The organism is Neobacillus oceani (assembly GCF_046237595.1).
Lineage (GTDB): Bacteria > Bacillota > Bacilli > Bacillales > Cytobacillaceae > Bacillus_D > Bacillus_D oceani.
In genome coordinates, this window is the sequence record NZ_CP143543.1 from 567,531 (window position 1) to 588,987 (window position 21,457).

The window sequence follows — 21,457 nt, forward strand, 5'->3', positions numbered from 1 at the left end:
TTTCGTCTATTTTCTCTCTTGAGTGTAATGTTTATTTACCCGGTGCCTTGTCCATAAAAACCTTCCCGCCTCGTTAAGGGCGAAAAAAGTTTTGAAAAGGATACTTTTGGGGATTGTTAAATAAGGCTGGGTACGTATTTATTGTTTCGATTGGATGTGGGGAAATGAAGCATGTATTTAATGGGGGTGCCTGGGAATGGCATGAATTCCCGGAATCGGATAAAGCGGGAATCGAAAAGCTTGCCCGGGAAAAGGATCCCTATCATATAGATAAATGGGCAGCTAATCTACCAAGGATGAAAACAAACCATATAATGGTAGACGCGTTTCGGAAAGGAGAAGAATGGATAGCAGGAACCCTCGTTTTCAAACAGGATTTAACGGAAAAAGAAGATTATCATTATTTCCACTTTTTTGTCGCGGAAAATTTCATGATAACGAGTGGGCTGGATTTTAATGTTTTTGGCAAAGACGATTACAACCTCCTGAATGAACAAATGGATACCTGCGACAATGCCCTTGAAGGATTTTCAGTCCTGCTTGGGGAAATTACGACCAGCAGCCTGATGAAAATCGACCCATTTGAGGTAAAGCTCAACGACCTTTTTTGGAAGGTGAAAAAAGAGAATAGTACCGGGTTGCTAGAAGAAATCTACCATGCCCGGCATGAGTTGCTTGTCCTAAAACACCTTATGATGCCGCTTCAGGAAATCAAAATTGCAATGGAAGAGGCATTTGGGGAACAAGCATCCGGCGGGCCTGAATATAAAAGAACATGCTTGAAAATTGAGAGGGGCTTCAAAATCGCAAACGAATACCAGACTGAAATCGATACGCTTATAAGGCTTGAGGAAGTTGTTTCTTCACACCGTGGAAATGAGATTATGAAAACACTGACGGTTCTTACAACTTTGTTCACCCCTATCACCGCTCTTGGAGCCTTGTGGGGAATGAACTTCCGGAATATGCCTGAGCTTGAGTGGAAGTATGGGTATCTTTTCGCAATTGGACTGGTTGTGATTTCTACTCTTATCCTTTATATCGTTTTGAAAAAAAAGGGATGGGCGGGAGATATTTTACGCGGAAAAAAACGGAATTCATTCTTTAAATGAGCGAAAGGCAGGCCTGGGGGAAGGCCTGCCTTTCATTATCTATTCAAAAAAGGGGGGAACACATATTAATCGTCGCTCGACAAAATGCCGAAAATACGCAGCAAATTGATGAACAGGTTGACGAAGTCCAAATACAGGTTCAGAGCCATGAGCGGAACTTCTTCAGCCGTAACACCATAATGCTTCATTCTATTAAAATCAAATAGGATGTAGCCGCTGAAAACTAGGACGCCGACGAATGAGAAAGCCAGCATTCCAGTCGAGCTAAGCGGCCAAATCATATGGAAAATTGAAATGGCGATCAAGGCGAGCAGTGAAGCCATCAGCATGCCGCCCATCCATGAGAAATTGCGCTTCGTCTTTGTCGCGTAAACGCCGATTCCCGCAAAAACGACCGTAGTCGTCGCCAATGCAAGCAGGACAACATCGCCGCCGGAAGTTGACGCATAGTGGTTAATAATCGGATAGGTGGTTATACCAGAAATGAATGTAAATGCATAAAGGAATGTGTATGAGATCGTCTTCTTTTTGCGGATCAAAAATGCGAAAAGCAGCATTCCGATTTCAAGAATGACAAGTGGCATAAATAGTGCCGGTGGAACGTATACACCAGCCATTGCGCCAAGGAGCGCGAACGCGATCGACATCGCGAAAGCCCTCATTACGGATGGCAAATGTTCCGTGCTGGTTTGTACATACATGAGTGCTTCACCTCATAAATTTTTTCGTATAAAGGTTGTACGGGTGGAAGAATCAAAGGTTTCAATTTTTTTCAAAAAAATTCTGTGAAACTATAGCCAGCGGACGTTTACATCTGGCCAGCTATTCGTGAAAAGATTTTTTAGAGAAAAAGAGCTAACCACGGTCTGCGGATCCCTTGGCCTGTTCTTTCAGGAGATCCCTGATTTCCGTTAACAATACCTCGGTTTTGTCGGCTTCTTCTTTTACCTCTTCCTTCTCTTCTTCATTTGCCTGCCTGAAGTGTTGGACCAGTCTTATGAAAATAAAAATTGAAAATGACACGATCAAAAAGTCGATGACAGACTGCAGGAACTCTCCGTAGAGGAGTTCCGCGTCGCCCACCGGAAAACTCAGGCGTTTTAGGTTGATTCCTCCCATAAGGAGGCCGATAACCGGCATCAGGATATCTTCTACAAGCGAAGTGACGATTTTGCCAAAAGCCCCTCCAATGATGACCCCGACAGCCAGGTCAAATACATTTCCTTTCATTGCGAATTTCTTGAAGTCTTGCAGCATTCCAAATCCCCCATTTTTCAAAAGATAAGCCTACTTTACCAGCAATGCGGGGAGTTGTCACTGCCTTGGATGAAAAGAAGGGAGAGGCTCTCTGGCATTAAGTTGTGCCTCTAACCGCGAATGATTAAAAAAAAACAGGCAGGGTTTTCTAAAACCCCTGCCTGCCTTCCTCATTAGATGCAAACCATTTTTTTAAAAAGTATTAATGTTTTCAAACAAACGTTTGATTAAAGTGATGTCGCATTTTTCACAAAAACCGTCGGATTAAAGTGAAATGATATATCAATCAAACGTTTGATTGAATTGCTAAATTGCCCAGTTTCCTCCGCGGAAGACGGGTTCCGATTTGCCGTCCTCGGTGATGCCGTCGATGTCCATGTCAGCGGAGCCAATCATGAAGTCGACGTGGGTGATGCTCTCATTCAAGCCTGCCTGGGCAAGCTGCTCGGCATTCATCGTTTTGCCGCCTTCAATGCAGAATGCGTACGCGCTGCCAATCGCCAGGTGGTTAGACGCGTTTTCATCGAAAAGTGTGTTGAAGAACAATACATTTGATTGTGAAATCGGCGAGTCGTAAGGGACGAGCGCCACTTCCCCAAGGTAATGGGAGCCTTCATCGGTTTCGACAAGCCTCTTCAGAATTTCTTCGCCTTCTTCGGCTTTTACATCGACTATCCGGCCATTTTGGAACGTCAGGCTGAACTTGTCAATGATGTTTCCGCCATAGCTAAGCGGTTTCGTGCTAGAAACAACGCCGTTAACGCCAGTTTTGAGCGGAACGGTGAATACTTCCTCGGTCGGCATATTGGCCATGAATTCAAAGCCTTTTTCATTGATGCTTCCGGCACCTACCCAAAGGTGGCCATTAGGAAGCTCAATCGTCAAATCGGTTCCAGGTGCCTTGTAATGAAGGAATTTAAAACGCTTATCATTCAGGATGCGGACCTTTTTATGAAGGGTCTCGTCATGCTGTTTCCACGCCTGGACCGGGTTTTCCGAGTCGACACGGACAGCTTTGAAAATGGCATCCCATAGCTTATCAACCTGCTCGGATTCCGGAGCATCCGGGAATACTTTCGCAGCCCATTCCCGGGAAGGAACAGCGATGACTGTCCAGCTAACCTTATCGGACTGAATCATCCTTCGGTAATTGGCAAGTGCGGTACCCGCCGCTTTCTGGAAATTGGAAATGCGCTGTGGCTGAACACCTTTCAGAAGGTCCGGGGATGAAGAAACGATCGACATGAAGGCAGCGCCATTTTCAGCAAGCTCTTCCGTTTCCTTCGCTCTCCATTTTGGATACTCATTGAATGTTTCCTCTGGTGCCAGTTCATACTTCAGGCGGGATACCGTATCATCGTTCCAGTTGACGACGACATTGTAAGCCCCGGCTTCATATGCTTTTTTCACGGCAACCCTGACGAACTCTGCTGCATCAAGCGTCGCATTGATGACAAGCGTCTGGCCAGGCTGGACATTGACCCCTACCTTTACTGCAAGCTCAGCGTACTTTTCCAATCTTGTTTGAAAATCATTCATCGTATGTACCTCTCCTCCTGTTTCATCCTCCTCAGTTTATCTCTTTTTTGGAAAAAAAAGAAATGAAATACACGCAGGATTTTTCAAACAAAGGCCACGACAATGCGCAAACAAAAAAGCAGCAGGCCCAGGCCTACTGCTCAATATCATTATATAATTTTATATTCAAGTAGATCCCCCAGGAAAACAGCGATGCGAATGCGATGATTCCTGACAAAGAGGTAGGAGACATCCAATCCATCATTTCCACCATCCCAACGTGGTTTAGTATCTGTTAACTTGAAGTATACGCACATTTTTCAGACAGTTCAATTAAAAGTTCACTGATTTTTCGCAAAATAATATTGACAATGATATTGGGATGAGGAAAGAGTCTTGAAAATGTGAAAACCTTAAATGACACTCCCTGCTTTATTTGGATAGCTGAAAGGCCTGTTGGACAAGTTTTTCGAGCAGTTCCGGGAGTTTCGTGAATGAAAAGTCCAGTTCGAGCCGTTCCGTTTTCTGGTGTGGGTCAGCTCCATATGGACCAAGATTGAATACCGGCATATCCAGTTTCTTGATTGAATTGAACGGAATCGTATAGCCATTGCCGTAGAGCGGCATATTCCCGGAAAGAAGCCTGATATCTTTTTCTGTCATGGACGTTGCGACAAAACTTAGGTCGCACAGACCAGGAAAAAAGTTACGCGCGACAATTTGTTCATTCTCTTTTTTTATAAAAGAAGCAATTGACTGGACTAAACCGGAATCCCGGGATGAAACGGCCGGGTAGAAGGGTGGGCTAAAATAAAATACGATAAACGGCTTTTGATTTACAAACGCTGAAAACTCCTGAACGATTCGAAGTGTTTTGCCGCGCTCGTCCTCTCCGGCTGCTGCTGCCAGAGAGGAAGCTATTAAATCCGCGGCTCCTTCTTCCCCAATTGAATCCACAACATTCGTATATAACTCGTCCCACGTATAAACGCCTATCTCAAAAGGTAATCCCCGAATGCCTGCTTCTTCCGCCTTAAACCGGTAATGTTCTGCAATCCTGCCAGCTGCTTTTCGAGTCTCGGCCAAAAGCCAATCGAACAGTTCCTCCGGCTTTTTTTCCATATACAATAGGTTGAACATCACCACCGCTGAGGTTGGCGTCTGCACATTGTACGCTGTTTTTAAATCCCTCATCATCAGATTTGTCAGGGCGGGGGTTTTCTCTTCGCCAATAGTTTCGGCACACCTACTGTTCAATTCAAACTCCATCGTCAGCGCGGCCGCCATCAAGGAAGCATTCAGGCCGGCAAACGGTTCCCCGACATGCGTTTCCTGCCCGATGCATAAAAAGCTTGGCATCATTTTCCCTATCGTTCCGGTATACATGTATTTGTTCGTATCATGTGGGTGCTCTTTGAATGAGGGCTCCGAATTCAGGCAAAGAATGTACTCAAGCCCCAGTTCCTCTTTTATGCGGAGGATTTCATCAATGGCCTTCAGCATTCCTTTTGAACTGACTTCCTCGTCCGAAACGGTAATGAACAGGAGATTTCCGTCAAGTTTGCCTTCCGCGCCTTTTTCCAGAATGGATAGTTGGGCGACGATGCCGGCCTTCATATCCAACGAACCTCTGGCGAAAACCCAATCCCCTGCCTGCAATTCCTCCCTGAAATCGTCCGGCAATAACTCTGGATTAGTATGATATACCTCTGTCAGTTTTTCTGTATTGAACGCAAATTCCTTAAGTTGCCCATAATCGTCGACCCCGACCACATCGAAGTGGCTGATCATGACAATCGTCTTTCGAGTGCCCTTTTTTTCCACAAAAGCAGCCAGAAAGGAGCCGTCTGGCGAATTCTGCACATTCAAATGATGGGGGTTCTCCTGGAAATAGGGGAGCCTTTTCAGCTCATGCGCCAGCAAATCCGGGAAAATCGCCTCAGTTTCAGTCCCCGTAATGCTGGGAATGCTCACGAGCCGCGCCAATAAATCCGATAATTGAGGTTTTGTTTGCCAATACATGTCCAGTCCCTCCTTTTATACTGTTGCCGCTTTTTGCTTATCATAGCTCTTAAAGGTTACCCAGTACAGCACTGCGCTCAAAAGCGACAGCGCGCAAAGGGTAATGAAGGTCCAATCATAGCCGATCCACTCGGTTAATGGAATGGACAGGGGCGCGATTGTCCTCCCGATGGTATATCGGAGGCTTGCAGCAGCGAAATACTGGCCACGCAGGTGTTCAGGGGCAAGCTTTGATACAAATCCCTGCTGGACGCCGGCTGTTGCGAGTTCTCCGAGGGTGAAGATCGCCATGGCAAAAATAAGCCCCCAAATCCACACGGTCTTTCCAAAGAGGATAATCGAAATCCCAAACAAAATTGATGACACGATAAAAACATTTTGCTCCTTGTATTTTGACATCCATCGTGTCACAACGACTGTAAATAGTGCGACGAGCAACCCGTTTTCAGAGAGGATTAAGCCAAAAGCCTGTTCTCCGTTCACCTTGAAACTCCATTCCCCAAAACTGAATACTGTCTGGGTTCCAACGAATTCCTTCATGTAAACGGGGAACAGCAAGTCCAGCTGCATAAAGGTCTGTGAAACGACAATCCCGGCGATGATGAACAGGAGGAATATTTTGTCGGCCATAATGACCCGATAATCTTTGAACTGATTAACGATAGCCGAATACCAGCTGTTTCCGCCGGTATTAGCGGAAACCATTTTTTGCGGCAGCGTTTCCCGGATCCATTTTAAAAGGATAAATGAAAGCAGCAGGCCGATGAAGCCTGAAACGAGCAGCACTTCGAAAGGGTAACGCACGAAAAAAATCGACCCCAGTATCGGCCCGAAAACAACCGATATATTAATCGAGGTGTAGAACACCGCGAACACTTCACTCCGGTCTTTTTCAGGCACGAGATCGGCGACCATCGCCTGGCTGGCAGGCCAGTAAAGCGAACCGAAAACCCCGGCGAACGCAAAGCAAATAAAGCCGAGCATCGGGGAATTGAGCAATGGTGACTGGGCAAGCCCGAAAACGAGAAACGCTAGTCCCTGGCCCGCCGCAGACAGGACCATCATTTTTTTCCGTCCAAACCGGTCTGCACAGTAGCCCCCAATCAGGTTGGCGGCGACCGAGAAAACCTGCGAGAATACAAGAAGGAGCCCTGCTTTGCTTTTCCCGAATTCCTCTGAAAAATAGATCGCCAAAAACGGAAAGAACATCCAGAACATTGTATTAAAAGATGCTTCCGCCACGAGACGGATGCGTAAATTTGTATCCCAATCTTTAAGTCTCATCAGTAAATCTCCATTTCTTTAACTGTAGGCAGCTTTTTAATCATACTACCCTGAAGGAAGAATTTCCAAGAAAGAAAGCAAGCTGTTTTTAATATCCTTGTAGATAAGAAAGGTTTTCTCATGAAGAATACCGAACTATACAGTCGAACGAAACAAAAGGGGGAGCATCCATGGAAAACATGATTGACAGGATTGCCGAAGATATGATGAAAATCAGCCCGGAAGAAATGTGGCCTGGCTTTCGGTATGTGGCGTTTGCGCTATATGATGAAAAGCTGGTTTATTTATTCAACCATCCTAACTATCCGGCCGGAAGCGAAAAACCGTACTGTGTGTTAGCCCGCACCGATTCTTTTATCGCTGAAACTTTGATTCTTTTTGAAGGGCATCCAACTGCGATAGCGAATCTGTCTCTCCATAACGATTATGAAGGATTGTACTCCACCCTGGTCCACGAATTATTCCATGGATACCAATATATAAAAGGGGAAAAACGGTTCCCGAATGAGCTTCTCGGAATTATGTATCCCATCCTGGAGGAAAATGTCGAGGCGAGGAATCAGGAGAGGAAAGCTTTGCATGATGCGTTCATAGCCAACAGCCGAGAACAAATGAATCATGACCTCGGCCGGTTTATAGCGTTGAGAGAGAAACGGGCGGAATTGATTGGGGAAGCGCTCGAATACGAAAACAGGATAGAAACGGTCGAGGGGCCGGCCATTTATATTGAGGCAAAGGCAAAATCACTCGTAAGCCCGCTTTCTTTTGGAAAAATTCTCGATTCCTATGCGGCCTTCCTTGTGGACCCCTATGATTCTTCCATTCATTTGCGCAGAAGCTGCTATTATACCGGAATTTTTTTATCATTGATCCTTGATGAAGTAGCTCCAGCTTGGAAGGAATCTTTTATGGAAACTGATAAAACCTTGTATGCTATTTTAAAAGAAGCCTTATACGGCCAGGGGCTGGACCTTCCTGAAGTGAAGTTGTCTTTAGGTGGGGAGAGCCGGAATATTGTCAGGGAGATTATTGAAAAAAGGGAACAGAGTTTTGATGAGTTTTATAAAAAGCCCGGAACCCGGGTATGCATATCAGGAGAACTAACAACCAAAGGAATCGACCCTATGAACATCATCCGCCACGGGGACAAACTGCTGCATAAGCATTACCTTAAAGTGTCCATTAGCCAAGTGGAATATCTTATCAAGCAGCCCGTGGTAGCATTTATTAAAAAGGATTACCGGCAGATGAAAGAGCTGCATCTAATCCTAGAAACCATGCCCGTTGAAACGAAGGAATCGCTCATCCTAGACGGCATCGGTGAAATAAAAGGGACATACAAAAAACAGGGAGATATTTTTTACCTGTACCCCGAAGAATAGGTGTGAAAAATGTATGCAAAAATTGAAGCAATGGGCAAGGCAGCTTAAAAAACAGATCATGATCCTTTACTACGCGGTCCGAGATCCCCGGATGCCTTGGCATGCGAAGCTTGTGGCTGCCATGGTTGCCGCTTATGCGCTTAGCCCAATCGATGTCATTCCCGACTTTATCCCAGTGCTCGGATACCTCGACGACGTCATTCTGCTTCCAATTGGAATTTGGCTTGCCCTAAAACTAATACCAGCTGAAGTCCGACGAGAAGCAGCCGTAAAGGCAGAAAACGCAAAAAGGCCGGTCAGCAAGCTTGGGGCGGCCGTTATCATCTTGGTATGGATTGTGGGAATTGCAGCAGTATTCGCTATTCTATGGTAATTGGTGGAATGTAAAGACCGTTTCGAAAGGGAACCCCCGCCAAAACGGTCTTCATAAAGAACTTAGTCTTCTTTCTCTAAAGCTTTTTTAAGCAGGTCCCCGAGGCTTGTTCCGAAATCTTCCTTTTGGGTGTATTTCTGGACAAGCTTTTTCTCCTCGCGCTTGTTGACGGCTTTTTTCTTTTCTTCGGCTTTTTCAACGACGTTGCATGGGCGGCACTGGAAGTAGGTACCGGCTTTGCCATTATGGATTTCCATTTTCTTATGGCATTGCGGGCAGCGACGGTTCGATAGCTTTGGATCCTTCCGCTTCCGGTATGAGCAGTCGAGGCTTGAGCAGACAAGAACCTTGCCTTCCTTCGTGTTCCGCTCCTTCAGGAACGAGTCGCATTCAGGGCATTTCGAACCGGTCAGGTTCGGGGGGCGGTACGATTTGTCGCTCGTTTTGATTTCAGAAACGAGCCGCTTCGTCTGCTCGCGAATTCTCCGGCCAAATGCTTTCGCATCGCCTTTTCCCTTCGCGATTTTCTCAAGTTCTTCTTCCCATTTGGCTGTCAGCTCGGGTGATTTCAAATCATCGTTGACAAGCTCGATCAGCTGCTTTCCTTTTTGGGTAGGGTGGAGGCGGCCATTCTGCCTATCGACGACTTCCGTTTCAACGATCCTCTCGATGATTTCAGCGCGTGTTGCTGGTGTACCCAGGCCGAATTTTTCCATCTGCCCAAGAATATCGGACTCTGCGAAGCGGGCAGGCGGCTCGGTCCATTTCTGATTTATGGTTGCGGAGGATACCGTCAGTGCCTGGCCCTCCTTTAGTGCGGCGACGGCTGGCTTTAGAGGAACAGTTTCTTCCTTGCCGAGAACCTTTTTGAAGCCCGGACTAATCGTAAAAGTCTCCCTGGCTGTGAACGATGCGCCGGCGGCCGCCACTTCAAACGAAATGGTTTCGTACTCATACGCTGGGTAGAAGAGCGCGAGGAAACGGCGGACGATAAGGTCATAAATTTTCCGCTCATCCGAATCGAGCTCGGACAGGTTCGGGCGCTCCTCGGTCGGGATAATCGCATGGTGGTCGGTCACCTTGGCATTGTTGAAAACACGCTTGGCGAGAACCTGGCCTTTTCCTAAAACAGGCTTTGCCTCGTCCTTGTAAGCACCAGCAATGGCGCCTAGACGGTCGGCCATCGTCGCCTCCATATCGGTTGTGAGATAGCGGGAGTCGGTACGGGGATACGTAACCAATTTATATTGCTCGTATAGGCGCTGCATCGTATTCAGCGTCTTTTTGGCGGAAAAGCCAAAACGCTTATTGGCGTCCCGCTGCAGTTCCGTTAAATCATAAGGCATCGGCTGCGGCTCGGATTTTGTTTTCCGTTCAATTTTTACAACAGTCGCTTCTGAGTTTTTCACTTTGCCAACAATCTCTTCGGCTTTCGCTTTATCAAATATGCGTTTTTCGCCTTTCTTTTCCCATTCAAGCGAGAGCGGGCCGGCAGAAAGGGAAATTGTCCAGTATTCCTTCGGCTGAAACTTTTGAATCTGTTCTTCGCGTTCCAATACCATTGCCAGTGTCGGCGTCTGGACGCGGCCAGCGGAAAGGGGATCCTGGTATTTCGTTGTCAGGGCCCGGGTTACATTCAGGCCAATCAGCCAGTCTGCCTCCGCGCGGCAGACGGCTGATTCATACAGACTTTCGAACTGCGATCCGGGCTTAAGCTGTCGGAATCCGTCCTTGATCGCCTTGTCCGTTTGGGAAGAAATCCACAGACGCTTGACTGGCTTTTTCCAATGAATTTTTTCAAGAATCCAGCGTGCGACCAGCTCTCCTTCACGCCCGGCATCCGTCGCGATGATGACTTCGCCGACATCCTTCCTCTTGGCAAGGTTCTCGATCGCCCGGAACTGGTGGCTCGTCTGCTTCATGACCTTGATGCCCATTTTATCCGGTATTATCGGTAAGTCCTCAAGATTCCAGTTCTTGAATTTTGTATCGTAATGCTCAGGCATCTTCAATTCCACCAGGTGGCCGAGCGCCCATGTCACAATGTATTTATCGCCTTCAATATAGCTTTTAGATGATTGCCTGCATCCAAGTACCCGGGCAATTTCGCGCCCCACGCTTGGTTTCTCGGCAAGTACCAATGATTTCACAGCATTCAATCCTTTCATTAAGCCTGTCTTCTCCCGGCAAGCCGGGTTGGCCTTTTACAAGTATACCGGAAAATGAGCCATTTTTAAAAACAGGAGGAATGGAAGCGCCCGCCAGCCATAGTGCTCCATGTATAACAGCACGGAATATCCAGATAATCACTCAGATCAGGATAAAATTATTGATGCACGCCAAAACTTTTTCAAATCCTTCAAAATAGTTCACCAAGGCCGTAGCCTGAAACTTTCCGTTGACACCGCTTCCAGGCACGAATACAATAAAAGTAATTATCGTTATTTTCTGATAAAGTGAACCTTGTATCAGTGGAATGCCATAACCCACTGATGGTTAGTCGCGCAGAGCCCGATTGATTTTTCTAAGGGCTGAAGCCCTAAGAAAAATCTTAGTTCACTTATCGGACCTTTATGGGCAGTTGAGCCCGACTATATTATTAATTAATTCCCTATTTCTTGGTGCGGGGCTTACTGCCCGTTAAGAGTGGGGAAAACAAGGGCTGATTCCGATGAAAATAAAACATGATGCAGGCATATACAAAAGGCTGGACCCCAAATCTTAACCGGTTTGGACGTCCAGCCTTTTTCTTTATCCTGCTAAATTGGTAGAGGTGAGAATGATGGTTACATTAACAGGGAACACATTGACGCTCTCGGAGGTAAAGGAAGTCCTTTATAACGGGGCGTACGTGGCCGCATCAAAGGAAAGCATGGAGAAAGTGGAGAAAAGTAGGCAGGCTGTCGAGCGGATTGTCGCCGAAAAGAAAGTCGTTTATGGAATCAATACCGGATTTGGCAAATTTAGCGATGTGCTGATTGATGCTGCCAATGTCCGGGATTTGCAGCTGAACCTGATTCGTTCGCATGCATGCGGCGTTGGCGAACCATTCCCTGAGGTTGTTTCAAAAGCGATGGTTCTGCTAAGGGCGAATGCATTGCTGAAAGGTTACTCAGGAGTTAGGCCAGTCGTTATTGAAAGGCTTATTGATCTTGTAAATACAGATATCATCCCTGTCATTCCACAGCAAGGGTCACTCGGCGCGAGCGGGGACCTTGCCCCGTTATCCCATTTGGCGCTTGTCTTGATTGGGGAAGGGGAGGCTTTTTACAAAGGAATCAGGATGGACGCTGCCTCTGCGCTTCAGCAGGAAGGGATTATGCCAATCACACTTGAGGCAAAAGAGGGGCTTGCCCTTATTAATGGAACACAGGCGATGACTGCGATGGGAGCAGTCGGCTATCTTGAAGCAGAGCAGCTTGCCTTCCAAAGTGAACTGATTGCAAGCATGACGATTGAAGGTCTGACTGGAATTATTGATGCATTCGCCGATGAAATCCATCAGGCAAGGGGATACTCGCAGCAAATCGAAACAGCCGCAAGAATCCGAAAATACCTGCATGACAGCCAGCTGACAACGAAACAAGGGGAGCTGCGCGTGCAGGATGCCTACAGCCTTCGCTGCATACCGCAGGTTCACGGAGCATCCTGGCAGGCATTGGATTATGTACGTGAAAAACTCGAAATCGAACTGAACGCGGCGACCGACAACCCGCTTATTTTCCATGATGGCGAGATGATCGTTTCGGGCGGAAATTTCCATGGCCAGCCAATAGCGCTTGCGATGGATTTTATGAAGATCGCCGTTGCCGAACTTGCGAATATATCCGAGCGCCGCATCGAGCGCCTCGTCAATCCGCAGCTGAATGACTTGCCGCCGTTCCTAAGCCCGGAACCAGGCCTGCAGTCAGGGGCAATGATCATGCAATACGCAGCGGCCTCACTCGTTTCGGAAAATAAAACGCTGGCCCATCCGGCAAGTGTCGATTCGATTCCGTCATCCGCGAACCAGGAGGACCATGTATCAATGGGAACAATTGCAGCCCGCCACGCTTGGCAAATCGTCCAAAACGCTAGAAGGGTCCTGGCAATCGAACTCATTTGCGCGCTCCAGGCGGCTGAATGCCGCGGACCTGAAAAACTGGCCTCCGCAACGCGAAAAATGTATGACGAAGCAAGGGAAATCGTCCCAAGCATCACCCATGACCGTGTTTTTTCAAAAGATATTGAAGACGCAGCAAGCTGGCTGAAGCAAAAGGAGCTTACGACGGTTTTGTTGCCTAAAGAGGAGCAGGTGTGAGCAACTCCGAAAAATGAAAAAAACGGTTCCGCCAAAATTGCGGCTGAACCGTTTTTTATGTATAACTGCTCCAACCATGGATTACTAATGGAACCTGTTTCCGTCCCCGCGCTCCACGCGGTTTTTAAATGCCTCCCTAACGACCAGGAACTCCTCATCGCCAATTGCTTCCTTTACATGCTTTTCGGTCAGGCTATCCTTCGGGAACTCGCCAGGATGCCCTTTCTTTTTGTGCTCAAATTGTTTGCCGCGGCCCATATTGGCACTCCTTTCACATTCAACTGTCTTAACGAGGTTAGTTTCCCCTGCAATTGTTTGTTTATGAAAAAGAACCTCGATTGGCTAAAGGGTTTACTCGCTCATCATAGTGGAAAAATGGTATACTTATAAGGACAGCACGCGCATCCATACACATTCCCATATGAGGAGGAAACAGGGTGGATTATTTTCAAATCATTTCAGAAGACCGGATTAAAAAAGCATATGATAATGGTGAATTCGAAGATTTACCCGGCTTCGGCAAACCGCTTCCGCAGGATGACCTGGCAGGTATACCCGATGAATTGCGAATGGCTTACCGTGTCCTGAAGAATGCAGGATATACGGAAGAAGCAAAATCTCTGCGCCAGGAAATGGTCTCGCTTGAAAGCATGATCGCCCAATGTACGGATGATGCCGAGCGTGCTTCCATGCAAAAGAAGCTTAATCAAAAGCTTCTCAGGTACAATAGCATGATGGCCAAACGCGGCGCCAAAACAAACTCCTCCGTTTTTAAAAACTACGGGGATAAGGTTATAAGAAAACTCACATAACCATAAATTAAAGGGGACCTGCCATTGCCGGCAGGTCCCAATCCATTTCCTATACCCCGTTGCGAATTTCAATAGGCTGATCACCAGCCTGGTCCTGGCGATGGGTTTCCGTTTCCTCCGATGCCTGGGCTGGCCTGCACATTCGATCAAGTAAAAAGCCAAAGAAAATCATAAACGCTATCGGGATTGTATAATTTAATACGTGGATTAAGGTCAATTCAATCCCTCCTATTTGGAAGCTTCAGTTGTTTTCCTCATCTTCATGTTGTTTATATTATATTTAATGTTGGCTGAAAATTCAAAAAGTTTTTCGAAATTTTTATTCAACATTTTTGTGAAAAAGTATCGGCACAATTCGCTTTATTCCGGAAGAAAATTGCCTCGGATAAATCGTTATCCTCTAGTGTTTCGACATTTTCCCAACTCCTTTTCCAGCGTAATTAGAAAAAACTAAATCAAATTGAATTATCTGAAAATTTACTGTAGATTTTTGTATGAATTTATTGGTATTATATGGTTTTTTCAAGACAAAATGTAACAACCTCCCCTAAAAGAACTATCTATAATGGATGTAGAACTACTACTTAAGTATGTGTCCATGTTTATAACAGTAGAGACGGCATGGAGCGTGCCTAGGTACATAACAGAAAAAGGCAAACCGTTTGAAAAAGCGGGACGCAAAGCTTCGGGTCTTCTGCAGAGTTTTTTGCATTGACGGCTGGGCTGCCTGGAATACGAAATCGTATTTTAGGGGTGAGAAAGTGCTAGTTAAAGAAAGAGGTTTTGAGGGACTCGATCAGGAGTGGATTGCACTTATCATGGAGGCAAAAGAGATAGGCCTCGAATCGGAGTTAGTCAGGGATTTCTTAAACAGGAATGAAAAAGTGTCATTGAAATGACAGTTCCAAGGTAAAAAAACAATCCAATGGGAATTTCCCATTGGATTGTTTTTGTCTAGCTCCAGCGCCCAACGCCTAGTGTACTTCGGTCCCCTCGCTACGATAAGTCAACATCGATTCGCTTTCGCTCTTCGTGTTTCCTTTACAGTGGGAGGGTGCTCCTGCGCCACAGTAAATTCGGGGAGGCTGTCTTCAGCTCGTCGCAAAGCTGCAGGGAAGTGTACTCAGGAAGCTGTTTCCCTCCAGTCCATACGGCACTAAACGGGCGCTTGCGCATTTCTATTTGTCATCATTGTTCTGGTTCAAACGCCATTTATTAAATTCGAGAAAATCCCGGAACTGATCCTTCGAAACCCCCGATTCCATCGCCTCTTTCACCAGATTCAGCCAGTCGCTGTCCAACTCTCCCTTGTCTGCCGCATCATGGATCAAGTGGTCGACAGGAACATTCAGCACAGCCGAGATTTTTTCGAGGAACTGGATCGACGGATTCCGCTGCAAATTTCGTTCAAGGGAGCTAATATATGATTTAGCAACCCCCGCCTGTTCGGCCAACTCTGATAACGACATTTTTCTTTCCAAACGAATCTTCTTGACGCGATCACCAATCATGAACGTTCACACACCTTGAAATTATATATCTTTCATTCATGATAACAAATTGAGAATAAAAGTACCATAGCATGAAACTGAATAATCAAAAAATCCAACGCAATGAAACCACCCATTAATCCAAAAGTCTAATGCATTCCAAACCGATTAACGAAAAAATCCAGATACCCGCCCAGACAGACGGCTAAGGTTTTATTACGGAAGGCGAAGGGAATGAGAATAATGGGCAATTTTGAAAATCAAGAGAAGGAGCTGCATACAATGGCAAAAAAATCGCCTGCCTAATTACATCGATGTTTGAAGACTCCGAATTCACCGAGCCGGCAAAGGCCTATGTCGAAGGCGGACATGAAGTCTTGACGATTGGGACCGAAAAAGGGAAGGAAGTGGAAGGGAAGCAGGGAGAAGCTACGATTACGATTGACTACGGTATTGACGAGGTCAATCCAGACGAGTATGATGCCTTGTTTTTACCAGGCGGTTTCTCGCCCGACATCCTCCGGGCAGATGACCGCTTCGTCCAATTTTCCAAACATTTCATGGATGAAAACAAACCTGTTTTCGCCATTTGCCACGGTCCGCAACTGCTTATCACCGCGAAGACGCTTGACGGACGAAACGTAACCGGCTATAAATCCATCAAGGTCGATCTGGAAAACGCCGGGGCTACCTATAAGGATGAAGAAGTTGTTGTCTGCGGCGATCAGCTCGTTACAAGCCGTACACCTGATGACATTCCGGCCTTTATTAAAGAATCAACTAAACTATTGGAAGCATAATTGGTTTTACCCCCTATTTAATCCTGAGGCTGTAGCCGGCAAAAGTGCGGCACAGCCTTTTTGTTTGCGAAGGAAAGCTCTTGCAATAATAATGCCATCAACCACCGGCTTGTGCTGATAGCCAGAAGGTTTGTAAATTAGTGGCTTCCACCATAAACAAGCCGCTTTGAAAAAGAGGAAAAGAGAGATACTATAAAGGATGAGAGCATTTTATCGTGACAGCATATAGTAAACGAGAAAATGAATTTTGCAAAAAGGCGGGAAATACATGATTGTCCTCAAATCACCAAGGGAAATCGCCATGATGAAAAAGGCAGGAGAGGTTTTAGCCGCTTGCCACAAAGAGTTGGCAGGCATAATCAAACCTGGCATAACAACATGGGAGATTGACCAATTTACGGAACAATTTTTAAAAAAACATGGAGCCACTCCGGAGCAGAAAGGTTACCGGGGATATGAATATGCCACATGCACAAGCATTAATGACGAAGTTTGCCATGGGTTCCCGCGAAAGGAACCGCTCAAGGAAGGCGATATTGTCACCGTGGATATGGTTGTCAACCTGAACGGGGCGCTTGCCGATTCTGCCTGGACGTATCCTGTCGGCAAGGTTAGCGATGAAGTCCAGAAGCTAATGGATGTTACGAAGGAAGCGCTCTATAAAGGAATCGAACAGTCCGTCATAGGATCTAGAATCGGCGACATCGGCCATGCCATCCAGCAATATGTCGAGGAGGAGGGCTTTTCGGTTGTCCGGGATTTCATTGGCCACGGTATTGGATCTGTCATCCACGAAAAACCCGACGTTCCACACTTCGGGCTGCCAGGCAAAGGTGCAAGGTTGAAAGAAGGGATGGTCTTTACCATCGAACCAATGGTTAATATCGGCGCATGGGCAACCAAAATGGACCCTAACGGCTGGACAGCCAGAACCGTAGACGGCACCTACTCCGCCCAATACGAACACACTATAGCCATCACAAAAGACGGCCCGCTCATCCTGACTAACCAGGAGTAAATAAAAGGTGCCAGGCACCAATGTGGAACATTTTCTTCCCCATTTGGGTGTCAGGCACCTTAAATGATAAAATGGCGCCTCTCTTGGGAAGCGCCGCCCATTTCATCTTATTGTTTGCGGAGGTTGCCAAGTTCTTCTGCGAGTGCTTGCATTTCGCTTGTGGAGAAGGAGTTTTTCCGCATGACCATTTCATAGATTTCGGTTAGTTCTTCATACATATTTTCATCGAAGTGGGAAGGCTTGATTGCCCCCAAATTCATAACTTTAAGCTTGTCCTTTATTTTTTCAATCATATACTCAACGTTTTCAGCCGATTTTTTCGATAAATCCATCTTATCCACCCTTCCTGGTTTTCGTAGTTTCATCTTTCCATGGTAAAGGGGAAATGTCAACATCGGAGGGGAAAACAGCAATTCAAAGGATTTCCTTCGCCAAGCGGGAGGACGGCCCCATGTTTGCCTGTTTCCTAAAGCGGGAAGGATAGTACCAAAAGAAACCCGGGTTAGGACGTATTTTTTAAGTATAAAAATGATAAGAAAAACGCGCAGAAGAAGGAGAGATTGTTTATGGCAGGTACGAGCAAATTTTGGAAGGCAATAGCCTTGGGGGCATTGGCAGGCGGGGCAATCAGCCTTTTTAACAAAGAAACGCGCAAAGCTGTATATGAAGGAGCAAAGAAAACCTCCAGCAACTTAACGTATGCGATGAAGAATCCACATGAAATCACGAATTCAATTCGTGAAGCCGCAAAAAAAATCCAAAACACTGTTGAACAAATGAATGATGACATCGCCTATATCGCGGGCAAAGTCGATGAGCTGCGCGGCACGACTCCACAACTCGTCGGAATCCTGAAGGAAACAAAAGAAGCTTTCGTGAAAAAAGAGGACAACGGCAATCCCGAAACTGTTTCAGCCATGGCAGGCGGTATGAAAAACGACAGCGATGGCAACGAGCCGGTATTAAGCGAAGTAGTCCTGAAGGAAGCTGATACTGTTGGTACATGAGGCATTGGAGGAAAGAGTCGAGAATGTCAGCCGTTTGTTCAGCAAGAATATCTTTAAACAGCTTTGGCACCGCATCCAGGAGGATGACCTGCCGGGGCTGGCAGCACAACTGGCCTATTACTTTCTACTCTCGATGTTTCCAATGCTGATTTTCCTCTTGACGCTCCTTCCGTATTTGCCGATTCCCCACCATGATATCCTTGGGGCAATCAGCCAATACGCACCGGAGGAGGCAATGGTCCTGATTGAAAAAAACCTTGATAGTGTAATGGCAAACAGAAGCGGCGGGCTATTGTCAATCGGGATTATCGGGACAATCTGGTCCGCCTCAAACGGAATCAACGCACTTGTTCGCGCATTCAATAAAGCATATAACGTAAAGGAGAGCCGGCCTTTCATAGTAGCCCGCGGAATGGCAATTGTATTGACCTTTGGAATAATCACGGTCTTTATCGTCGCACTCGCTTTGCCTGTATTCGGTAAAGCAATTGGGCTGTTTTTATTTTCGCAACTGGGCCTTAGTGAACAATTCCTAGCCATTTGGGCCGCACTCCGCTGGATTGTCAGCGCGCTGATTCTATTTGGCATATTCACCGTCTTGTACTGGGTGGCGCCAAATGTGAAAATGAGGTGCAGATCCGCAGTGCCCGGCGCCATTTTTGCCACAGTCGGCTGGACGGTCGTTTCCCTTCTATTTTCGTTCTATGTTAATAACTTTGGCAACTACACCGCAACCTACGGAAGCATCGGGGCAATCATCATCCTGATGATCTGGCTTTACCTGACCGGTTTCATCATCTTGCTGGGCGGGGAAATCAACGCGTTCTATGCGGAAAAAGCGAAAGAGTGTTAATTTACTGTAAGTAAAGCCGTGCCTTAAAAAGGTACGGCATTTTTTTGGAATTTAGATGTTTGACTGTTATAGAGGATTCTAGTGAAAAATCAATATCTGTTTTCTGTAAAAATAGTAGGTGCCAGACGCTTACTATTCTCTCGAAAAGCAATAAATTACTAGTCATCCCCACAAAACGCCCCCCAAACGAAATAAAAGCAGCCAGCAACACAGTGCCAACTGCTTTAATCCGCAATCCCAAAAAACAGCAACTCAAGATCTCAAGAGCCGTAAGCTGTTTAAAATAACCAAAATCGTGCTTCCTTCGTGCCCGATAACTCCGTATGGCAAATCGAGAACCTGTAAAAAATTCGATGCAATCAGTACCATAATAACCAAAATCGAAAACACTACATTCTGCTTAATAATCCGGTTCATCCGGCGCGACAGCCGAATCGCTTCTGCTATTTTCGGAAGATCATTTTTCATCAACACGATATCAGCTGTTTCGAGAGCGACATCCGTTCCTTCTCCCATTGCAATCCCGACGTTTGCGGTCGCGAGTGCGGGCGCGTCGTTAATTCCGTCTCCGACCATGGCAACAGTGTTAAACCGGTTCATGAGCCCTTTCAGCTTGTCGACCTTCTCCTCTGGCAGGCACTCTGCAAAATACTCATCGACTCCGCTCTCCGCGGCAATCGCCTTCGCTGTCGTTTCGCTGTCACCCGTCAGCATCACCGTATAAACGCCTTCCTGCGCAAGCTCGCCAATGGCCGCCATCGCCTTCTCGCGGACAACATCCTTCAGAGCAAGCATCCCGGCAGGAACGCCATCAACACTGATATACACAAGCGTGTTTCCTTGAGCCGCAAGCCGTTCAGCCCGTTCGCTGCCTAGCAGCGCGGCCCCCTCGCCAATAAACCCCGCTTTGCCGATTTTCCAAGACTCGCCGCCAATTTCAGCTGAAATGCCCCAACCAGGCATATCTTCCATTTTATCCGGCTGGATCATCTCTTTTTCAAACCGATTTTTTGCAAAACCAACAATCGCCTTCGCAAGCGGATGGTTGGACTGGTTTTCGACGGATGCGGTTTTCCAGAGCAGGTCGCTTTCGGAAAATCCTTCACCAATCACGAATTCGGTCACTTCCGGCTTTCCTTTAGTCAGCGTTCCGGTTTTGTCAAAAGCAATCGCGTTCAGGTTGCTTAAATTTTCAAGATGGACGCCGCCCTTTACAAGGATTCCATGCCGTGCCCCGTTTGAAATCGCGGATAACGTCGCTGGCATGATCGAGGCAACGAGGGCGCATGGCGAGGCTACGACCAACAAGATCATCGCCCGGTAAAATGATTCCTGCCAACTCCAGCCCAGCGCGAAATGCGGAACGATCATCATCAAAGCCACAACCACCAGGACCACTTTTACATACCTTCCTTCAAACCGTTCAATGAACAGTTGGGAAGGGGACTTTTCACTCTGTGCCGACTGCACCAGCTGGATAATCTTGTGGAAAAGCGTTTCGTTGCTAGCCTTTGTTACTTTGACGGTAATCGCACCCGTCAAGTTCACCGTTCCGGCAAAAACCTCGTCACGGAAACCTTTTATAACCGGAATCGATTCCCCGGTAATCGCTGCCTGGTCGATGCTCGATTGACCTTTATCAATTATGCCGTCAGCAGGGACGCGTTCACCGGGCTTTACCAAAATCGCATCGCCAACAGCCAGCTCGGATACCCGTACCTTCCTTTCACCGCTGCTTGTAATCAGGAGGGCCTCTTCAGGTTGAAGCTCCATGAGCGACGAGATTTCCTTATGGCTTTTGTTCATCGTATACGTTTCAAGGGCGCCGCTGACCGCGAAGATGAAAATCAAAATCGCGCCTTCCGCCCAGTATCCGATGATGGCGGAACCAATGGCCGCAAAGACCATCAGCATTTCGACATTCAGTTCTTTATCCTCGATTGTCGCTTCTATGCCTTCCTTCGCCTTTGCAAACCCGCCAATCAGAAATGCCGCCAAATACGATGTTACACTCGCGGCCACAAGGCCATTTTTGCCGAGCAGCCATCCGGCGAGAATGAGGATGCCGCTGACGGCTGCGGCTATCAATTCCGCATAGGGAAGTATTTTTTGTAAAAAAGAATCATCGGTGGATTGCCGTTCATTCACCCTGGCTTCCGCTTCCATTTTCGCTTACCTCCTTCTAATTGAGAAAAAGAATCATAATCAATACCCTTATAAAATGACGAA

The 21,457-nt window shown here is 46.7% G+C and carries 21 protein-coding genes and 1 riboswitch; of the genes, 10 read left to right on the plus strand and 11 right to left on the minus strand.

Annotated elements, in window-relative coordinates:
* Positions 1–164: 164 nt before the first annotated feature.
* Complete coding sequence (locus V1499_RS02805; RefSeq protein WP_409273631.1) at positions 165–1,112, plus strand: magnesium transporter CorA family protein; 948 nt, start codon at positions 165–167, stop codon at positions 1,110–1,112.
* A 65-nt stretch (positions 1,113–1,177) separates the two neighbouring features.
* On the opposite strand, the gene V1499_RS02810 is transcribed toward V1499_RS02805, so the two are convergent.
* The 5 genes from V1499_RS02810 to V1499_RS02830 form a co-directional block, all read right to left on the minus strand.
* The gene (locus tag V1499_RS02810; RefSeq protein WP_409273632.1) at positions 1,178–1,813 is read right to left on the minus strand and encodes a Bax inhibitor-1 family protein; all 636 of its coding nucleotides are present in this window, start codon (positions 1,811–1,813) and stop codon (positions 1,178–1,180) included.
* Between the two features lie 154 nt (positions 1,814–1,967).
* A complete protein-coding gene (mscL, locus tag V1499_RS02815) occupies positions 1,968–2,369 on the minus strand; it encodes a large conductance mechanosensitive channel protein MscL (RefSeq protein WP_409273634.1) in 402 nt (133 codons plus the stop codon).
* A gap of 306 nt (positions 2,370–2,675) precedes the next feature.
* A complete protein-coding gene (locus V1499_RS02820) occupies positions 2,676–3,908 on the minus strand; it encodes an aminopeptidase (protein ID WP_409273635.1) in 1,233 nt (410 codons plus the stop codon).
* A gap of 411 nt (positions 3,909–4,319) precedes the next feature.
* Positions 4,320–5,909, minus strand: coding sequence for a M20/M25/M40 family metallo-hydrolase (locus V1499_RS02825; RefSeq protein ID WP_409273637.1), 1,590 nt, complete (start codon positions 5,907–5,909; stop codon positions 4,320–4,322).
* A 15-nt stretch (positions 5,910–5,924) separates the two neighbouring features.
* Complete coding sequence (locus tag V1499_RS02830; RefSeq protein WP_409273638.1) at positions 5,925–7,193, minus strand: MDR family MFS transporter; 1,269 nt, start codon at positions 7,191–7,193, stop codon at positions 5,925–5,927.
* A 170-nt stretch (positions 7,194–7,363) separates the two neighbouring features.
* Here V1499_RS02830 and V1499_RS02835 point away from each other — a divergent pair, with 170 nt between their 5' ends.
* On the plus strand, positions 7,364–8,575 hold the full coding sequence (locus V1499_RS02835) for a hypothetical protein (RefSeq protein WP_409273640.1): 1,212 nt from the start codon (positions 7,364–7,366) through the stop codon (positions 8,573–8,575).
* A 13-nt stretch (positions 8,576–8,588) separates the two neighbouring features.
* Positions 8,589–8,948: a YkvA family protein gene (locus tag V1499_RS02840; protein ID WP_409273642.1), complete on the plus strand. Its 360-nt coding sequence runs from the start codon at positions 8,589–8,591 to the stop codon at positions 8,946–8,948.
* Between the two features lie 62 nt (positions 8,949–9,010).
* Here the strand turns inward: V1499_RS02840 and V1499_RS02845 are convergent, their stop codons facing one another.
* The gene (locus V1499_RS02845) at positions 9,011–11,098 is read right to left on the minus strand and encodes a DNA topoisomerase III (RefSeq protein ID WP_409276208.1); all 2,088 of its coding nucleotides are present in this window, start codon (positions 11,096–11,098) and stop codon (positions 9,011–9,013) included.
* A 632-nt stretch (positions 11,099–11,730) separates the two neighbouring features.
* Between V1499_RS02845 and hutH the strand changes: the two genes are divergently transcribed.
* Positions 11,731–13,248, plus strand: a complete 1,518-nt coding sequence (gene hutH / locus V1499_RS02850) for a histidine ammonia-lyase (RefSeq protein WP_409276209.1) — start codon at positions 11,731–11,733, stop codon at positions 13,246–13,248.
* A gap of 84 nt (positions 13,249–13,332) precedes the next feature.
* Here hutH and V1499_RS02855 read toward each other — a convergent pair whose 3' ends face one another.
* On the minus strand, positions 13,333–13,506 hold the full coding sequence (locus tag V1499_RS02855) for a hypothetical protein (RefSeq protein ID WP_316570116.1): 174 nt from the start codon (positions 13,504–13,506) through the stop codon (positions 13,333–13,335).
* Between the two features lie 179 nt (positions 13,507–13,685).
* Here V1499_RS02855 and V1499_RS02860 point away from each other — a divergent pair, with 179 nt between their 5' ends.
* On the plus strand, positions 13,686–14,060 hold the full coding sequence (locus tag V1499_RS02860; RefSeq protein WP_409273644.1) for a DUF1992 domain-containing protein: 375 nt from the start codon (positions 13,686–13,688) through the stop codon (positions 14,058–14,060).
* A gap of 49 nt (positions 14,061–14,109) precedes the next feature.
* On the opposite strand, the gene V1499_RS02865 is transcribed toward V1499_RS02860, so the two are convergent.
* On the minus strand, positions 14,110–14,277 hold the full coding sequence (locus tag V1499_RS02865; protein ID WP_409273646.1) for a hypothetical protein: 168 nt from the start codon (positions 14,275–14,277) through the stop codon (positions 14,110–14,112).
* Between the two features lie 425 nt (positions 14,278–14,702).
* Positions 14,703–14,791: riboswitch (cyclic di-GMP riboswitch) on the plus strand.
* Between the two features lie 30 nt (positions 14,792–14,821).
* On the opposite strand from V1499_RS02865, the gene V1499_RS02870 reads away from it, so the two are divergent.
* Positions 14,822–14,959 (plus strand): anti-repressor SinI family protein, encoded by a 138-nt coding sequence (locus V1499_RS02870; RefSeq protein ID WP_409273647.1) that lies wholly within the window; start codon positions 14,822–14,824, stop codon positions 14,957–14,959.
* Between the two features lie 279 nt (positions 14,960–15,238).
* Here V1499_RS02870 and V1499_RS02875 read toward each other — a convergent pair whose 3' ends face one another.
* Positions 15,239–15,571 carry a helix-turn-helix domain-containing protein gene (locus V1499_RS02875; RefSeq protein ID WP_316570120.1) on the minus strand — a complete coding sequence of 111 codons (333 nt, stop codon included), beginning with the start codon at positions 15,569–15,571 and terminating at the stop codon, positions 15,239–15,241.
* A gap of 272 nt (positions 15,572–15,843) precedes the next feature.
* Here V1499_RS02875 and V1499_RS02880 point away from each other — a divergent pair, with 272 nt between their 5' ends.
* Both V1499_RS02880 and map read left to right on the plus strand, forming a co-directional pair.
* Positions 15,844–16,350, plus strand: coding sequence for a type 1 glutamine amidotransferase domain-containing protein (locus V1499_RS02880; RefSeq protein WP_409276210.1), 507 nt, complete (start codon positions 15,844–15,846; stop codon positions 16,348–16,350).
* A gap of 268 nt (positions 16,351–16,618) precedes the next feature.
* A complete protein-coding gene (gene map, locus V1499_RS02885) occupies positions 16,619–17,368 on the plus strand; it encodes a type I methionyl aminopeptidase (protein ID WP_409273649.1) in 750 nt (249 codons plus the stop codon).
* A 107-nt stretch (positions 17,369–17,475) separates the two neighbouring features.
* Here the strand turns inward: map and V1499_RS02890 are convergent, their stop codons facing one another.
* Positions 17,476–17,700 carry a DUF1128 domain-containing protein gene (locus V1499_RS02890; protein WP_316570123.1) on the minus strand — a complete coding sequence of 75 codons (225 nt, stop codon included), beginning with the start codon at positions 17,698–17,700 and terminating at the stop codon, positions 17,476–17,478.
* Positions 17,701–17,934: 234 nt separating this feature from the next.
* On the opposite strand from V1499_RS02890, the gene V1499_RS02895 reads away from it, so the two are divergent.
* Positions 17,935–18,375, plus strand: coding sequence for a YtxH domain-containing protein (locus V1499_RS02895; protein WP_409273652.1), 441 nt, complete (start codon positions 17,935–17,937; stop codon positions 18,373–18,375).
* A 34-nt stretch (positions 18,376–18,409) separates the two neighbouring features.
* A complete protein-coding gene (locus V1499_RS02900) occupies positions 18,410–19,228 on the plus strand; it encodes a YihY/virulence factor BrkB family protein (protein ID WP_316570392.1) in 819 nt (272 codons plus the stop codon).
* Between the two features lie 252 nt (positions 19,229–19,480).
* Here the strand turns inward: V1499_RS02900 and V1499_RS02905 are convergent, their stop codons facing one another.
* Positions 19,481–21,394, minus strand: coding sequence for a heavy metal translocating P-type ATPase (locus V1499_RS02905; RefSeq protein WP_409273654.1), 1,914 nt, complete (start codon positions 21,392–21,394; stop codon positions 19,481–19,483).
* Positions 21,395–21,457: the final 63 nt, after the last annotated feature.

Coding starts and splice junctions, on each gene's coding strand:
- V1499_RS02830 (WP_409273638.1), bottom strand. CDS start 7,193: ATGAGACTTAAAGATTGGGATACAAATTTACGCATCCGTCTCGTGGCG.
- V1499_RS02895 (WP_409273652.1), top strand. CDS start 17,935: ATGGCAGGTACGAGCAAATTTTGGAAGGCAATAGCCTTGGGGGCATTG.
- V1499_RS02825 (WP_409273637.1), bottom strand. CDS start 5,909: ATGTATTGGCAAACAAAACCTCAATTATCGGATTTATTGGCGCGGCTC.
- V1499_RS02890 (WP_316570123.1), bottom strand. CDS start 17,700: ATGGATTTATCGAAAAAATCGGCTGAAAACGTTGAGTATATGATTGAA.
- V1499_RS02805 (WP_409273631.1), top strand. CDS start 165: ATGAAGCATGTATTTAATGGGGGTGCCTGGGAATGGCATGAATTCCCG.
- V1499_RS02905 (WP_409273654.1), bottom strand. CDS start 21,394: ATGGAAGCGGAAGCCAGGGTGAATGAACGGCAATCCACCGATGATTCT.
- map (WP_409273649.1), top strand. CDS start 16,619: ATGATTGTCCTCAAATCACCAAGGGAAATCGCCATGATGAAAAAGGCA.
- mscL (WP_409273634.1), bottom strand. CDS start 2,369: ATGCTGCAAGACTTCAAGAAATTCGCAATGAAAGGAAATGTATTTGAC.
- V1499_RS02810 (WP_409273632.1), bottom strand. CDS start 1,813: ATGTATGTACAAACCAGCACGGAACATTTGCCATCCGTAATGAGGGCT.
- V1499_RS02875 (WP_316570120.1), bottom strand. CDS start 15,571: ATGATTGGTGATCGCGTCAAGAAGATTCGTTTGGAAAGAAAAATGTCG.
- V1499_RS02820 (WP_409273635.1), bottom strand. CDS start 3,908: ATGAATGATTTTCAAACAAGATTGGAAAAGTACGCTGAGCTTGCAGTA.
- V1499_RS02840 (WP_409273642.1), top strand. CDS start 8,589: ATGCAAAAATTGAAGCAATGGGCAAGGCAGCTTAAAAAACAGATCATG.
- hutH (WP_409276209.1), top strand. CDS start 11,731: ATGGTTACATTAACAGGGAACACATTGACGCTCTCGGAGGTAAAGGAA.
- V1499_RS02855 (WP_316570116.1), bottom strand. CDS start 13,506: ATGGGCCGCGGCAAACAATTTGAGCACAAAAAGAAAGGGCATCCTGGC.
- V1499_RS02835 (WP_409273640.1), top strand. CDS start 7,364: ATGGAAAACATGATTGACAGGATTGCCGAAGATATGATGAAAATCAGC.